Consider the following 14,406-nt stretch of genomic DNA (forward strand, 5'->3'; position numbering starts at 1 on the left):
GCAGTGCGTGGTTAGCTTGTCCTATGTGCTCCCCACGCAGTGGGTGCCTGCCGTGCTACGGCTGCCTCATCGGTTATGGTGTTGAGGATGATTTCACAGCCGTGTTTTATTTCATCATCGGTGATGTTGAGTGGTGGGGAGATTCTGAGGAATTCGTTTCGGTAGAGCTGCCAGAAGACGATAAGCCCTTGCTCCATACAGCGTTTGGCTACGGAGAGGGTATATTCTGGGCTACCGAGATTTATGGCGAGCATTAGTCCTTTTCCATTTATGGACTTTATTTTAGGGTGTACGAGGAGCTCGCGGAAGAGCTTTTCTTTTCTGTCGATTTCGCTCATTAGGTTGCTTTCTAAGAGCTCTTTAAGTGTGGCGTAGCAAGCTGCAGCGATAAGCGGATTACCTCCAAAAGTGGTGATATGCCCCAGCTTTGGAGAGTGGGAGAGGCTCTGCATTATCTCCCGAGAAGCCATAAAAGCCCCTACGGGTACGCCACCGCCCATACCTTTGCCTATCACAAGGATATCAGGTACGATGCCATAATGCTCGAAGGCGAAGAGCTTGCCTGTACGCCCGAAGCCAGGCTGTATTTCGTCTAAGATGAGGAGTGCGCCTACCTCTTCGCATCTTTGTTTTAGCTTTTTGAAATAATCGGGGGCGGGCACCAGGAATCCTGCTGCTCCCTGTATGGTTTCAGCAATAACGCAGGCGGTTTTTTCAGTGATTTTATCAAAGTCTTCAGGATTATTAAATTCAATGAAATTAACCATAGGAAGGAGAGGTCTGAACTCGCGCTTATGCACTTCATTGCCCGCTACGGAGAGGGCACCGTGAGTATTTCCGTGGTAGGCATTCTTCATCGAGATAATCTCCTCTCTGCCTGTGTATCTCTTAGCGAGTTTTAGGGCACCGTCTATACCCTCTGCACCAGAATTAACGAGGTAGGTTACTTCCAAAGGCTCTGGTGTAGCTTCTGCCAGTAGCTTGCAGAGTGCTACGGGTTTCTCTTGGGCATATTCGCCATAGACCATTGTGTGGAGGTATTTATCTGCCTGCTCCTTTATGGCATTGATGATTTTTGGGTGAGAATGCCCGAGTGTATTGGCAGAAACCCCCGCCACGAAGTCTAAATATTTCCGTCCATCTTTACCGTAGATATAGCTGCCCTCTGCTCGCTCTACTTCAAAGCCCGAAGCGAAAGGAGTGGTCTGTGCCTGGTAGGTAAAAAAATCTTTGCTAAGCATCGTTCATAAATTTTAGGGGGCAAATTTCAGAAAATATAAATAAAAAAACCGCTCTTGCGAACGGTTTTTTGTTATGATGAATGAGAATTATTTTAATTCTACTTCAGCACCAGCTTCTTCAAGTTGTTTTTTAAGAGCTTCTGCTTCATCTTTTGGAACTCCTTGCTTGATTGGAGCAGGAGCGCCATCTACGATGTCTTTAGCTTCTTTAAGACCAGCACCTGTTAAATCTTTAACTAATTTAACGATAGCTAATTTAGAAGCACCTGCTGATTTAAGGATTACATCGAATTCTGATTTTTCTTCAGCAGCGTCTCCACCTGCTGCACCACCTGCAACTACAACAGCAGCAGCAGCTGGTTCGATTCCGTACTCATCCTTAAGGATAGCAGCTAATTCATTTACTTCTTTTACTGATAGGTTTACAAGCGTTTCCGCTAAATTTTTTAAATCTGACATTTTTGTAATGTTTTTTGTTGTTGAACGATTATATTATTTTTTGAGTATCTATTATTCTGCATCGGTTGCAGGAGTTTCTTCTGCTGGAGCACTTTCTTCTGTTGGGGCAGCTTCTTCAGCTTTAGCTTCTGGAGCGGCAGCATCGGCTTTATTTTCCAAAGCGGAAAGTAATCTCTTGATAGGAGATTGAAGTAATCCGATGATTTCTCCAAGCATTTCTTCTTTAGATTTAATGTTGGATAGAGCGTCGAGGTTTTCATCTCCAATGTAGAATGTCTCTTGCAAGTATGCGGATTTCAAAGCCGGTCTCTCAGCAGCTTTTCTGAATCCTTTGATGAGCTTTGCTGGCGCATTAGCTGTTTCAGAAATCATTAAAGCGGAGTTTCCTTTGAAAGTAGGGAACATTTCGGAGTAGTCTACTCCTTCGATTTGCTCCATTGCTTTTTGAAGGAGCGTATTTTTAACTACTTTTACTTTGATGTTGTTTTTGAAAGCCTGTCTTCTAAAGTCTGAAGTCTGAGAAGCGTTCAATCCTTCAAGGTCTGCTACATATACTACTTTAGCATCTTGTAACAAATCTTTTATTTCCTGTATTACTACTACTTTTTCTTCTTTTGTCATTGTCTTTCAGATTTTAGTTTACAGATTTAGTATCAATTGCAATACCTGGACTCATAGTAGAAGATAGGTAGATGCTTTTTACATAAGTTCCTTTTGCAGCAGTTGGTTTCAACTTGATAAGCGTTTGGATAAGCTCCTGAGCATTTTCTTTAAGTTTGTCTGCCTCAAAAGATACTTTACCGATAGCAGCGTGTACGATACCGTATTTATCAACTTTGAAGTCAATTTTACCAGATTTTACTTCTGCTACGGCTTTACCAACTTCCATAGTTACAGTACCTGATTTAGGGTTTGGCATTAAGCCTCTTGGTCCGAGTACTCTACCGAGTGGCCCAAGTTTACCCATTACTGCTGGCATAGTAACGATAACATCTACATCTGTCCAGCCGTTTTTAATTTTATCAAGGTATTCATCAAGACCTACATAATCAGCACCTGCTTCTTTTGCTTCTGCTTCTTTATCAGGAGTTACAAGAGCGAGTACTTTTACATCTTTACCGGTACCGTGAGGTAGAGATACTACACCTCTCACCATTTGGTTGGCTTTTCTTGGGTCTACCCCTAATCTTACAGCGATATCTACAGAAGCGTCGAATTTTGCGATATTAACTTCTTTTACAAGAGCAGAACCTTCTTGAAGATTGTATAATCTTCCTTTTTCTACTTTGCTTAAAGCTTCTTTTTGTTTCTTAGTCAATTTTGCCATTTCTCAATAAGTTTTAAGCGTTAGTTTCTGGTTTAGTTCCTGTTACTTTTAATCCCATAGAACGAGCTGTTCCTGCTACCATAGACAAAGCAGAATCGAGGGTAAAGCAGTTAAGGTCTGACATTTTATCCTCAGCGATTTTTTGTACTTGTTCCCAAGTTACAGAACCTACTTTGTTTCTGTTTGGTTCACCAGATCCACTCTTGACTTTAGCCGCTTCCATAAGCTGAATAGCTGCAGGAGGAGTTTTGATAACAAATTCAAAAGATTTGTCTTCATACACAGTAATTACTACTGGTAGTACTTGTCCCGGCTTATCTTGAGTTCTTCCGTTAAATTGCTTACAAAACTCCATAATGTTCACACCCGCAGAACCCAAAGCTGGACCTACTGGTGGGGAAGGGTTAGCAGCACCTCCTTTCACCTGAAGTTTTACCATTTTAAAGACTTTCTTAGCCATTTCTTTTGTTTAAAAATTAATTAAATAATGAATGTGGAAGCATTTATTATTCAAATAATTATACTCTACTCACAAATCGTATAATTACTTTTCGGTCTGCAAAAGTATAAATTATTTTTGAATACACAAGTAAACCTGTTGATTTTTAGTTTTATTATTTTGATTTTCTTTTCTACTTTTGCCGAAAATCGTTTAAAAACTATGCAGACAACAGATACTGTACTGATGGTAGAGCCCATTGCATTTGGCTATAATGCTGAGACCGCTAAAAACAATTACTTTCAGGTAAATTCCGAAAATGATAAAACCCAAGAAAAAGCATTGGTTGAATTTCAAAATTTTGTTTCCAAACTCAGGAGTAGGGGAGTAAATGTAGTGGTGATAAAGGATACCCTAAAACCTCATACGCCAGACTCCATCTTCCCGAATAATTGGGTGAGCTTTAATAAAGAGGGTAAAGTATTCCTCTACCCAATGTATGCTCAAAACAGGAGAGATGAGAGGCGAAACGATATCTTTGAACTCTTGAAAAATGAGGGCTTTCAGATTAATTCTATAGAAGACTGGTCTACCTACGAAGCAGAAAATATATTTCTGGAAGGCACGGGAAGTATGATTTTTGACCACGATTATAAAATCGCTTACGGTTCTGTCTCCCTCAGGCTTGATGAGGCTTTATTCAGAAAATACTGCGAGAGTATCGGGTATAAGCCCATAGTTTTCCATTCTTTTCAAACGGCAAATAACGAGAGGCTCCCTATCTATCATACCAATGTAATGATGTGCGTGGCGGATAAATATGTAGTGATTTGCTTAGACTGCATAGATGATGAAGCAGAAAGAAAGCAAGTGGCAGACACCATTCTCTCCACCCATAAAGAGATTATTGAGATAACGGAAGCTCAATTGCAGCAGTTTGCTGGGAATATGCTCCAAGTGCAGAATACTGCAGGAGAAAAGTTTTTGGTGATGAGCCAGTCTGCTTATCGGTCTCTCTCGCAAGAGCAAATTCAGAATATTGAAAAGTATAACGAGATTATCTACTCCGACCTTAATACCATAGAAACTAATGGCGGAGGGAGTGCAAGGTGTATGCTCGCAGAAGTCTTTTTACCTAAATCATTATAACGATGTCTAAATCTATTCAGGTAGGGATAGACCATATCCTATCAAGGGCGTTTTATTATTGGAGGAAAACCTTGCTGTATCAGTTTCTTTCATCGGTTATTTATTTTTCTATACTTTTAATTGTCATTCTTTTCTTTGCCGAGAAGTATGGCGTCCTCGATGAGTACATCAGGATTATTAATACTTATACTAATGACAGGGAGCAGCTGCAGGAAGATTTAATAAAACTCTCTCAAACTTCGAGCTACCTCCATCTTGCGCTTATTATAGTGGGGGTAAAGGCTTTCCTCTTTCCGCTACAGATAGGTCTCCTTCATATATATAGGAAGATAGATTTAAATGAGAGCCCCACCATTTCGGATTTATTTATCGGCTATTCAGGGGCTAATTTCTTTATATTCGTGGGCTATTATTTATTTTGGTATATGCTCTTCTCTTATGGTGCTCCGTTTGTGTTTTTATCGGTGCTTTGGGTATTGCTTACGCTGTTTTCGGCGCCGCTTATCTTCTTTATGAAGCAGCCTTTGTTTAGAACTATAGGAATTAATCTTAAAGTGATGAAGGTATATTTCATCCCTATTATCGTATGCCTCTTGTTGTCATTGGTGTTCAGGTATTCTGGTGCGCTGGTATTCGGTGTGGGGATATTGCTCACTTATTTCTTTTCCACTGCTGTCGTCTATAGCTTGTACCAAACCTTATTTAAGGAAGTGAGAGAATAAAAAAAATAAAAGACAATTGCTACGATTGTCTTTTTTAATGGATGTCTATTTCTATAACAAAACCTTCGTGATTGCGGATATTGATAACTCCTCCACCTTCAAAAATGAGATATTGGCCTTTTATTCCTTTTAAAATGCCACCGAACTCCCCTTGTTTCTCGAGGCTGATGGTCGTAACTTTCTCCACAGGCTGATGCGGGAAATGAATGCTTAGCACTTCGTTATTGGCTAAATAGAACTTTTGAGAATCCTTCGGGAGCAGGTCTTTTATCTTCTCTCGCACGGCGTATAGGTCGGTTTCGTCATTGTTTCCCTCGGCGAGCATTTTTCGGTAATTGGTTTTGTCGCTCAGGTGTTTTTTTAGTTCTACTTCTATTATTCCTGCTTCGTAGCGGTTGTTTGTGCGGGCTATGGGCAGGGCGAGTGTAGCGCCTTGGTCTATCCATCGGGTGGGGGTTTGGCTTTCTCGGGTTACGCCTACTTTTACTCCCCCCGTGTGGGCGAGATATACGATGTGTGGCTGCAGCTGTATCTCTTTTTCTACTGCTAAATCTCTGTCCTCAATCCCCAAATGTGCGGTAGATAGCTCTGGGCGAATGATGCTCTCGCCTGCATAAGGGCTCTCGAAAAAGCACTGCTTGCAGAACCCCATACTGAATATTTCTTTGCTCTCCCCACAGTTTAGGCATTGGTAGCCTGTATGTTTTATTAGGATTTCTCTCTCGAGGAGCTGATTGATGCAGAGGAGATTTCCGGATAGGTTGAGGTAATACTGCACAGGCTCTGCGAGTACCGTGCTCATTTTCTTGACTTGTCCCGATAGTTTCATTTTCTTCTATTGAAAAGCAAAGATAAGTGAAATGGTGAAAATTTTTTAGTTGCAAGTATCTATTAAGGTACTATGTTGTGGATTGAAAAACCAGTAGAAATTAATTATTTATTGTTCATTACCAGAATAGATTGCGAGAGGGTTTCGTAGAGGAGGAGATGGCTGGGAAGGGAAGCGAGGAGCTGCTTTTGGAGGCTAAGGGTAGGAATATCATTTCTAATCGCAGGGCCTGTCTGTGCTTGTTTAGGTTCTAAGATGTGGATTTTCTGCACCGTCTCGTCTATAAGCGGCAGGAAGTATGAAAAGGGTATGCTTTGGCTGTCTGAAATCTCTTTGGCTTTGGTAAAAAGATGATTGGTAAAGTTGCAGGCAAAAACCGCCGTAAGGTGGATGTATTTCCTCTTTTGGTAATCGGCAACAGCTGCTTTATCCGAGATTTTAAGGGCGAGGCTTTTGAGTATTTCTTCATCGCTTTTATGCTCGGCTTCGATGAAAAAAGGAATCTGAGAATAGTCTAAAGCTCGGCTTTTGGAGAAGGTTTGGAGGGGGTAGAATACACCTTTCCTGTAATTGCCTTGTAGGCTCTCAAGAGGGAGCGAGCCCGCAGTATGGACGACAAGCGCATTGGGATTCTTGGGAAGTTTTGAGACCTCAGTTACTGAACTGTCGGAAACCGAAATAATATACAGATCTGCATCCGCAAGGGTGGTAGTACTGGTTGGGATACCGAGCTCGGAGGAGATTTGCGCCAAGCACTCAGCATTTCTCCCAAAGATTTGGATGATATCAGCGCTGGACTGTTTTAGTGCCTTTGCCAAGTGATAGGCTACATTGCCCGAGCCTAAAATAACGATTTTCATAAGAGTATTTATTTTAAATGATGTGAAAAAACTCCCCTTCTATGAGAGGAGTTTTCTTAGGTTGGCTTATCTTTTCTTAACCGCTTTAGCAATATTTACGATGACTTTTACCGCTTTCTCCATACTTTCTAATGGAACATATTCATAAGGTCCGTGGAAGTTTAGCCCTCCAGCAAAGATATTTGGGCAAGGGAGCCCCATATAGGAGAGTGTAGCTCCATCGGTTCCACCTCTTATGGCTTTTATCTTAGTCTCTATATTGGCATCTTTCATCGCTTGCTCGGCAATGTCTATAATGTGCATTTTGCCCTCAAACTGCTGCTTCATATTTCGGTACTGGTCTTTTATTTCGAGCTCTACTGTGCCTTCGCCGTATTTCTTATTAAATTCTTCTACTTTTTGTGTGAGGAATTGTTTTCTCTGTTCAAACTTCTCTGCATCGTGGTCGCGGATGATGTATTGAAGCTTGGCAACCGAAGTCTCAGAGGTCATTCCCGTAAGGTGGTAGAAGCCCTCGTAGCCTTTTGTGGTGGCAGGAGTTTCATTCGCTGGGAGAAGCTGGATAAATTCTGCTGCGAGTAGGGAAGCATTTAGCATTTTACCGAAAGCATAACCTGGGTGCACGCTCAGCCCGTTGATTTTTACCACAGCACCTGCAGCATTAAAGTTCTCATACTCGAGCTCGCCTACTTCGCCTCCATCCATAGTATACGCCCATTCGGCACCGAATTTCTCAACATTGAAAAGATGCGCTCCTCTGCCGATTTCCTCATCGGGATTAAAGCCTACGGCAATTCTTCCGTGCTTGATTTCGGGGTGGGCAAGGAGATACTCTGCTGCAGTTACAATCTCTGCTATCCCTGCTTTATCATCTGCGGAGAGCAGGGAAGTGCCATCTGTGGTGATGAGCGTTTGCCCTACATAGTCTTTAAGACTTTCAAACTTTGAAGGAGAGAGGGTAAAGCCCGTTTCTTTATTAAGGAGGAGGTCTTGTCCATTATAATCATTCCAGATGAGAGGGTTTACTCCTTTTCCATTGAAGTCTGGTGAGCTGTCATAATGTGCAATAAAACCTACCGTAGGCTCATCATCATTATCTAAATTAGAAGGTACAAAGCCAAAGACATAGCCGTGCTCATCAATAGATACATCGGATAGCCCGAGCTGTTTCAGTTCTTCGTAGAGGAGGTGAGCCATATCCCACTGCTGAGGGGTAGATGGGCAGGCTTCATTCTCTGGGTCTGAGGTAGAATATACTTTTACATAAGTGAGGAAGCGGTTTAGGAGCTTCGTTTTCCATTCGTGATTGAATTCTATTGTCTGCATATTGTTAATTATTGAAATTATTTAGCGTTGATAACTGAATTGAGGTAACAAAATTAATGTTTTTAAGCCATTATTAGGGTATTGGGAAAAAAGTTTTATATTTAGACGGCTAAAATTAGAGGAGATGCTACTAACGGAATGCCCGAGAGATGCTATGCAAGGCTGGAGAGAGTTTATCCCCACCCAGCAGAAAATAGACTACCTGAATGCACTGATGCAGGTAGGCTTTGATGTATTGGACTGCGGCAGCTTTGTATCCCCGAAGCTTATCCCTCAAATGGCGGATACCTCTACCGTTTTGGAGAATATAGATAAGTCTGCAGCTAAGACCAAAGTATCGGTTATCATTGCCAATCTTAAAGGTGCAGAGCGGGCATTAGAACACTCAAAAGTAGATGTCTTGGGTTTTCCTTTTTCCATTTCAGAAACCTTCCAGTTTAGAAATACAAACAAGAGGCAGGAGGAGGCATTTAGCCAGATTATACAAATACTCCAAGATACTCAGAGGGCAGGGAAGGGGCTGAGGGTTTATCTCTCTATGGCGTTTGGAAACCCCTATGGAGAGCTGTGGAAGTCAGAAGATATTTATTTTTGGGTAGAGCGGTTGAGCGAGATTGGAGTTCAGGAAATCCTCCTCTCTGATACCATAGGGGTAGCAACGAATGAGAGTATTAGATTGGTATTCTCAAGGATTATCAATGCTTTCCCTTCTATAGTCTTTGGGGCGCATTTTCATACCAAATACGAAGAATCTTATACTAAGCTCAAAGCAGCCTATAACCAAGGTTGCCGAAGTTTTGATACGGCGATTAAAGGCTTTGGAGGTTGCCCAATGGCAAAAGACCAGCTGGTAGGCAATATGCCCACAGAGCAAATGATTAACTTCCTGATGCGCGAAAAGATAGAGCATAAGCTCAATCTCCTCAACTTTGAAGCTGCTTATAACAAAGCAAAAGATATTTTTCACTTTTAAATATATCCGAGATTTAATAGCAATGCAGATGACATTTACAGATAAGCAAATAAAAATATTGGAAGCCGCCGAAGAGCTTATTGCCGAGAAAGGCTTTGAAGAAACCACCGTTAGAAACATTTGCCAGAAAGCGAACATCAATGTAGCAATGATTTCCTATTACTTCGGTTCTAAGGAGAAGATGCTCACCTACCTCTACCAGTATAGGGTTCAGAGAGCTAAAGAAACCTTTGCGGAATTTGCTCATACCATTAAAGATGGTACGCCCCAAATGCAAGTAAAGGAAGTGATAAAGTTTATTATCGGGCAGATGTTTAAATACAAATACTTCCACGGTTTTGTAAAGCAGGAATTCCGAAATACAGAGCTGATGGATGAGGAGCTGCAGGACTTTTATACGATAGTAGTAGAGAAATTAAACCAAATCATAAAGCAAGGTATAAGCACTGGTGTTTTCCTCTACGCGCCAAATGCAGAAGACCTCCTCACGATACTTATAGGCAGTGTGCTTTTTGTCATTAGGAATAAAAGGTTTTATGAGCAATACATCCCACAAGCCACCGAAGAGAATTTCCTCTCCGAAGCAGAAATCAAAATACGACAGAGCCTCTACCAAACCATCTTCTTGCAGTTGGGGTATAAGCAGTAGGTAATAAGCCTTAGGCAGTAGGCTTTAAGTTGTATGCGTTATAAACAGTCTATAGCTAGAGATGTAATCACAGCGCGGCAGGTACTTACTACGAACTATCGCACACTGCTAATAGCTAATAGCCAGCCACTGCTTACCCCCTAAAGCCTATGGCTATATAATAAAAAAATCATATTTTTGCATCTTATTAAAACAATTTTGTATTACTGATATATGAAGAAGTTCAGTATAATACTTCTCGTAGCCTTAGGGCTTTCGTCTTGTAATAACAGGATGAACCAAGCAATGAAAAGCGCTGATAAGGATTTTATTCTTGAAACGGCGAATGAGTATTTTGCTAAGAAGAAATGGGGCAAGGCGCTCTCGCTCTACGATAGATTGCCAAATTTAGTAGCAGGTACAGATGATGCGCCTAATGTGGTGTATAATTCTGCGTATGCGAATTATTATCAAAAGAATTACAGGTTAGCAGGGCATCAGTTTAAGAATTTTTCAGCCTCTTATCCAGATGATGCAAGGCGTGAGGAAGCCTCTTATATGGCAGCACTCTGCTATTATGAAGGCTCTTTGGATTATAATTTAGACCAGACGAATACAGATTTGGCGATTAATGAGCTTCAAGACTTTATTAATAAATATCCTAATTCTGAGCGCTCAAAAAATATCAATCAGCTAATAGAAGAGCTAATGTATAAGCAGGAGTTTAAAGCCTATGAAAATGCAAAGCAGTATTTTAAAATGGGGCTTTATAAATCTTCTGATATCGCTTTTGAGAATATATTGGAGGATTTCCCCGCTACGAAACTCCGCCCTAAGATTTATGACTATATCTTAAAGTCTAAATATGAACTGGCAGTAAATTCTAAATTTGATTTAAAGAAAGAAAGATTAAATAATGCAGAGGCCTATACCAAGTTTATTGAAAAAGAACTCCCAAATACTGAATATTCAAAAACGGCAGTGGCTTTAAGAGAGAAGTTAGAAAGAGAAAAAGAAAAGTTTATAAAACTCGAAGCAGAGGTAGAAGCTCATAAAGCAACGGTTTTAGAAAAACAAAAAGCCGAACAGAAGAAGCAGGAAGAGAAAAAAGCCGAGAAAGAGCAGAAGAATCTAAGCACTAAAGAAGAAGTGAGTACGGAGACTAAAAGCTCAACAACTTTCAAGATTAGAAGATAATATCTATCTTTGCAAAACTTTTTTATTTAAAACTTAAATAATACACTTACAATGAGTGCGAAAGATTATAAAGCAGAAATTACAACCATTACTTACGACAAGAATAAAATTGAGGAAAAGGTAGGCTCTATCTACGAGGCTATCGTGATTATGGGGAAAAGAGCAGAGCAGATTAATGCTAATATGAGAGAAGACCTTCGTAAGAAACTCGAAGAATTTGCAGACCATAATGGCTCTTTGGAAGAGGTTTTTGAAAATAGAGAGCAGATTGAGATTTCAAGACATTATGAGAAGCTCCCTAAGCCTACTTCCTTTGCTATTGAAGAGTGGCTTAATGATAAAATCTATTTCAGAAAGAGAGATGATAAGCAATCATAAGCGAATAGAATAAAAAGATAAAAAGCTGGGATATAATGTATCTCAGCTTTTTTTGTGGAGGAAATCATTTATCAATAAAAAAAAGAAGCCTTAAAATTTAGGGCTTCTTTTTTTGGGTGACTGATCGGGATCGAACCGACGACCTTCAGGACCACAATCTGACGCTCTAACCAACTGAGCTACAATCACCGTTTTGCGAGTGCAAATATAATATTTTTTGTATAACTACAAAATTATTCCATCAAAATTTTTTAATGCTAAGGTTTTTTCTACGGTAAAACCTTCGGCATAAGTTACACCCGATAGTCGCCCTAAATCCTGAGCTCTGTAAGTAAGACTTTCTAAAAAGTCTTTTGTAGCGATGGGTGTCATTGGTTCGTTTGAAGATGGGTCGTAGAACTGCGTTTTGTAGGCAAGGCAGGCTTCTATTTTTTTATCTATGAAGTCCGAGATGTCTATTACAAAGTCAGGAGTTATGTTTTTCCATTGGATGTAATGAAAAACCTGTTTTGGTCGCCAGAAGGTTTGTAGGTTTCCTCCGTCGTCTAAGGTTTTAATTTTAATCAATCCTGAAAGGAAGCAGGCGTCGGAAGCTAATTTTGCTGCTTTGGCGTGGTCTGGGTGCCTATCGTCTATCGCATTTGCAAAGACAATTTCGGGTTGGTATTTCCTTATCATTTTAATGATGCGAAGCTGATATTCTTCAGAATTTTGAAGAAAGCCATCTTTCATCTTGAGGTTTTCCCTTGCAGATACCTCTAATATTTTCGCAGCATTAGCAGCTTCTTCTTTTCGGGTCTCGGCGGTACCACGAGTTCCTAATTCTCCCTCAGTAAGGTCTATAATTGCAACTTTTTTACCTTCGGAGATGAGCTTTGCAAGTGTGCCTCCACAGCCTAATTCTATATCGTCTGGATGGGCACCTATGGCTAAAATATCTACTTTCATAAGGGTTGTTTTTTAATGAATGGATAAAAAAACTTCCTCACAGGGAGAAAGTTTTTTACAGTGTTTAATCTATTTATTTAATTGCTTATTCGAACTATTCAATTGTTGATTCAGGTTTATAGCATCTTGATAAGTACGGTTGAGCTCAAGAGATTTATCAACATAGGCTTTTGCCTTTTGCTGATCGGAGTCTTTTACCATATATGCTACTGCAAAATAAGCGTAGGAAAGAGGCTCTTTGTTGGCAGCTACTTCCGCAGGAGTTATTTTTGAGATATAATTCTCATAGGAGAGTTTTGCCATTTCATTGTTTTTCGCTTGCTGATAAGCATAGCCCTGGCTGTAATAAGCAGGAGCCCAGTCTGGGAGCAGATTAATCATCTTCTGCCAAGTAAATGCGGCACCATTCCAGTTTTTTACATTTTGGTAAGCATTGGCAAGTTTAAATAACGCATCTGTATCCTGAGGATTGGCAGCTACTTTTTTCTTTAAGTCCTCAATCTCTGGTGAGGAAGGTCCAGCGTTGGCAGCAGCTTCATTAGCAGCAGAAGAGCCAGAGAGTTTTATGAGCTCTTCATCCCATTTGAGGGTGGTGTCTTTTGCATTTTTAGCAATGGCAATTTTTGCTTTTGACTCGGTTAAGAGTTGCTGTTTTTTAGCTTCGTCTTTCTCGTCTTTTGCCAAGCCTGCATCTATCAGCCCTAAAAGCCCTTGGTCGCTGGGTTGTATTCTCTCTTTCTCTGCTTTGGAAATGAAGTTCTCCATATTTTGCTTTGCAGAGGCATACTCTCCATCTGCGTAGTCTAAGTAGGCTTTGAGTTTGAATTTGATTACATCATCTACTTTGTCAAACACCTTATTGAGTGTAGCTTTGGAGTTCGTATAATCTTCATTAGTAAAGAAAAGTTTAGCGATTTCAAGTTGGGTATAAGGGTCTTCATCTGCGTATTTAGCATAGTTGATGAGGTCTTGAGTCGCCAATTGGTTCTGCTGGTATCTGATGTCATAAGCCGCTTTTACTTTGTATACAGGAGCGTAAGACGGGTCGGCAGAAATCGCTTTATCGATGTTCTGCTTTGCTTGTTGCCACTGCTGAGCTGCCATCCACAGGGAAGCCATACGGGTAAATACAGAGGCTTTGTTCCTAGCTACTGAAGCAGCATTATCATAGGCAGTCATTGCTTTTCCTGCATCTTTTTTAAGCCTGTAAGCATCACCGAGAGTGTAGTAGAAGTGAGCAGGTATGCCGTTTTTCTGAGCCTTCTCAATTGCCTTGTTGAGGTAGTCTATCGCTAAGTCAGGCGCATTGTTTTTCTCATACATTGTAAGGGCTTCGGCAGCTCTGTAGAGCACTTCGGTGTCTTTTTCGCGAGAGTCTTTTACGATGTTTTGTATTTCTGTAATGGCAGATTTATCTCCTTTCCCGAGTTTGATGCTCGCAAGACCGATTTTATTCAGATAGTTTTTGGAGTTGATTTCCAGACCTTTTTTGAAGTATTCTTCGGCTTTAGAAAAATTGGGTTCAAACTGTGTGATGTAGGTATTACCAAGGTAGAAATAGTTATCTGCATCTTTTGGGGAAGAGGAAATCATTGTATTATAAATTTCTCTTGCTTTCCCGAATTTGTGGCTATCCACATTTTGAATTCCTTCTTGTACGCTCTGAGCAAAACCGAGGTGGAATAAGAATCCTGCGGCTGCTGTAAGGGCAATTTTCTTTGGTAATTTCATTGTGAAGTTTTTTATTTAACGAGCGCGAATATATGAAAATATCATTCCAAGATAAAAAATGACCATTAATAATTGTGAATTGGCCACCAAAATAAAAAGTGAGCCAATTAATAGTTGTGAATTGGTCGCCAAAATAAAAAGTCGAGCAATTAATAGTTGTGAATTGGTCGCCAAAATAAAAAAGCGAGCAATTAATAGT

At 40.4% G+C, this 14,406-nt stretch carries 16 protein-coding genes and 1 tRNA gene; 6 read left to right on the top strand and 11 right to left on the bottom strand.

What is annotated here, in order from left to right; all coding sequences use genetic code 11:
* Positions 1–11: 11 nt before the first annotated feature.
* From D8991_RS01075 to rplK, 5 genes are all read right to left on the bottom strand, one after another.
* Positions 12–1,241, bottom strand: a complete 1,230-nt coding sequence (locus D8991_RS01075; RefSeq protein WP_120488353.1) for an aspartate aminotransferase family protein — start codon at positions 1,239–1,241, stop codon at positions 12–14.
* 87 nt (positions 1,242–1,328) lie between these two features.
* A complete protein-coding gene (rplL, locus tag D8991_RS01080) occupies positions 1,329–1,700 on the bottom strand; it encodes a 50S ribosomal protein L7/L12 (RefSeq protein ID WP_120488354.1) in 372 nt (123 codons plus the stop codon).
* 51 nt (positions 1,701–1,751) lie between these two features.
* The gene (gene rplJ, locus D8991_RS01085) at positions 1,752–2,321 is read right to left on the bottom strand and encodes a 50S ribosomal protein L10 (protein WP_120488355.1); all 570 of its coding nucleotides are present in this window, start codon (positions 2,319–2,321) and stop codon (positions 1,752–1,754) included.
* A gap of 13 nt (positions 2,322–2,334) precedes the next feature.
* Complete coding sequence (gene rplA, locus D8991_RS01090; RefSeq protein WP_120488356.1) at positions 2,335–3,027, bottom strand: 50S ribosomal protein L1; 693 nt, start codon at positions 3,025–3,027, stop codon at positions 2,335–2,337.
* 13 nt (positions 3,028–3,040) lie between these two features.
* Positions 3,041–3,487, bottom strand: a complete 447-nt coding sequence (rplK, locus tag D8991_RS01095; RefSeq protein WP_120488357.1) for a 50S ribosomal protein L11 — start codon at positions 3,485–3,487, stop codon at positions 3,041–3,043.
* Between the two features lie 201 nt (positions 3,488–3,688).
* Here rplK and ctlX point away from each other — a divergent pair, with 201 nt between their 5' ends.
* A complete protein-coding gene (ctlX, locus tag D8991_RS01100; RefSeq protein WP_120488358.1) occupies positions 3,689–4,615 on the top strand; it encodes a citrulline utilization hydrolase CtlX in 927 nt (308 codons plus the stop codon).
* A gap of 2 nt (positions 4,616–4,617) precedes the next feature.
* Positions 4,618–5,337, top strand: a complete 720-nt coding sequence (locus D8991_RS01105; protein WP_120488359.1) for a hypothetical protein — start codon at positions 4,618–4,620, stop codon at positions 5,335–5,337.
* 34 nt (positions 5,338–5,371) lie between these two features.
* Here D8991_RS01105 and D8991_RS01110 read toward each other — a convergent pair whose 3' ends face one another.
* The 3 genes from D8991_RS01110 to pepT all read right to left on the bottom strand — a co-directional run bounded on the left by D8991_RS01110 (position 5,372) and on the right by pepT (position 8,352).
* Entirely contained in the window at positions 5,372–6,166 is a 795-nt protein-coding gene (locus D8991_RS01110; RefSeq protein ID WP_120488360.1) for a DUF2797 domain-containing protein, read from the bottom strand.
* A 104-nt stretch (positions 6,167–6,270) separates the two neighbouring features.
* Positions 6,271–7,026: a Rossmann-like and DUF2520 domain-containing protein gene (locus D8991_RS01115; protein WP_120488361.1), complete on the bottom strand. Its 756-nt coding sequence runs from the start codon at positions 7,024–7,026 to the stop codon at positions 6,271–6,273.
* A gap of 66 nt (positions 7,027–7,092) precedes the next feature.
* The gene (pepT, locus tag D8991_RS01120; protein ID WP_120488362.1) at positions 7,093–8,352 is read right to left on the bottom strand and encodes a peptidase T; all 1,260 of its coding nucleotides are present in this window, start codon (positions 8,350–8,352) and stop codon (positions 7,093–7,095) included.
* Positions 8,353–8,476: 124 nt separating this feature from the next.
* On the opposite strand from pepT, the gene D8991_RS01125 reads away from it, so the two are divergent.
* The 4 genes from D8991_RS01125 (at position 8,477) to D8991_RS01140 (ending at position 11,528) form a co-directional block, all read left to right on the top strand.
* Positions 8,477–9,325 (top strand): hydroxymethylglutaryl-CoA lyase, encoded by an 849-nt coding sequence (locus D8991_RS01125; RefSeq protein WP_120488363.1) that lies wholly within the window; start codon positions 8,477–8,479, stop codon positions 9,323–9,325.
* Between the two features lie 28 nt (positions 9,326–9,353).
* The gene (locus D8991_RS01130; protein ID WP_245957159.1) at positions 9,354–9,974 is read left to right on the top strand and encodes a TetR/AcrR family transcriptional regulator; all 621 of its coding nucleotides are present in this window, start codon (positions 9,354–9,356) and stop codon (positions 9,972–9,974) included.
* Positions 9,975–10,187: 213 nt separating this feature from the next.
* Positions 10,188–11,150, top strand: coding sequence for an outer membrane protein assembly factor BamD (locus D8991_RS01135; protein WP_120488365.1), 963 nt, complete (start codon positions 10,188–10,190; stop codon positions 11,148–11,150).
* Positions 11,151–11,201: 51 nt separating this feature from the next.
* Positions 11,202–11,528, top strand: coding sequence for a DNA-directed RNA polymerase subunit omega (locus tag D8991_RS01140; RefSeq protein WP_120488366.1), 327 nt, complete (start codon positions 11,202–11,204; stop codon positions 11,526–11,528).
* A 115-nt stretch (positions 11,529–11,643) separates the two neighbouring features.
* On the opposite strand, the gene D8991_RS01145 is transcribed toward D8991_RS01140, so the two are convergent.
* The 3 genes from D8991_RS01145 to D8991_RS01155 form a co-directional block, all read right to left on the bottom strand.
* Positions 11,644–11,717, bottom strand: a tRNA-His gene (locus D8991_RS01145).
* Positions 11,718–11,753: 36 nt separating this feature from the next.
* Complete coding sequence (bshB1, locus tag D8991_RS01150) at positions 11,754–12,476, bottom strand: bacillithiol biosynthesis deacetylase BshB1 (protein ID WP_120488367.1); 723 nt, start codon at positions 12,474–12,476, stop codon at positions 11,754–11,756.
* A gap of 69 nt (positions 12,477–12,545) precedes the next feature.
* Entirely contained in the window at positions 12,546–14,207 is a 1,662-nt protein-coding gene (locus tag D8991_RS01155) for a tetratricopeptide repeat protein (protein ID WP_120488368.1), read from the bottom strand.
* Between the last annotated feature and the right edge of the window lie 199 nt (positions 14,208–14,406).

It is taken from the genome of Bergeyella cardium, assembly GCF_003614945.1.
GTDB lineage: Bacteria > Bacteroidota > Bacteroidia > Flavobacteriales > Weeksellaceae > Bergeyella_A > Bergeyella_A cardium.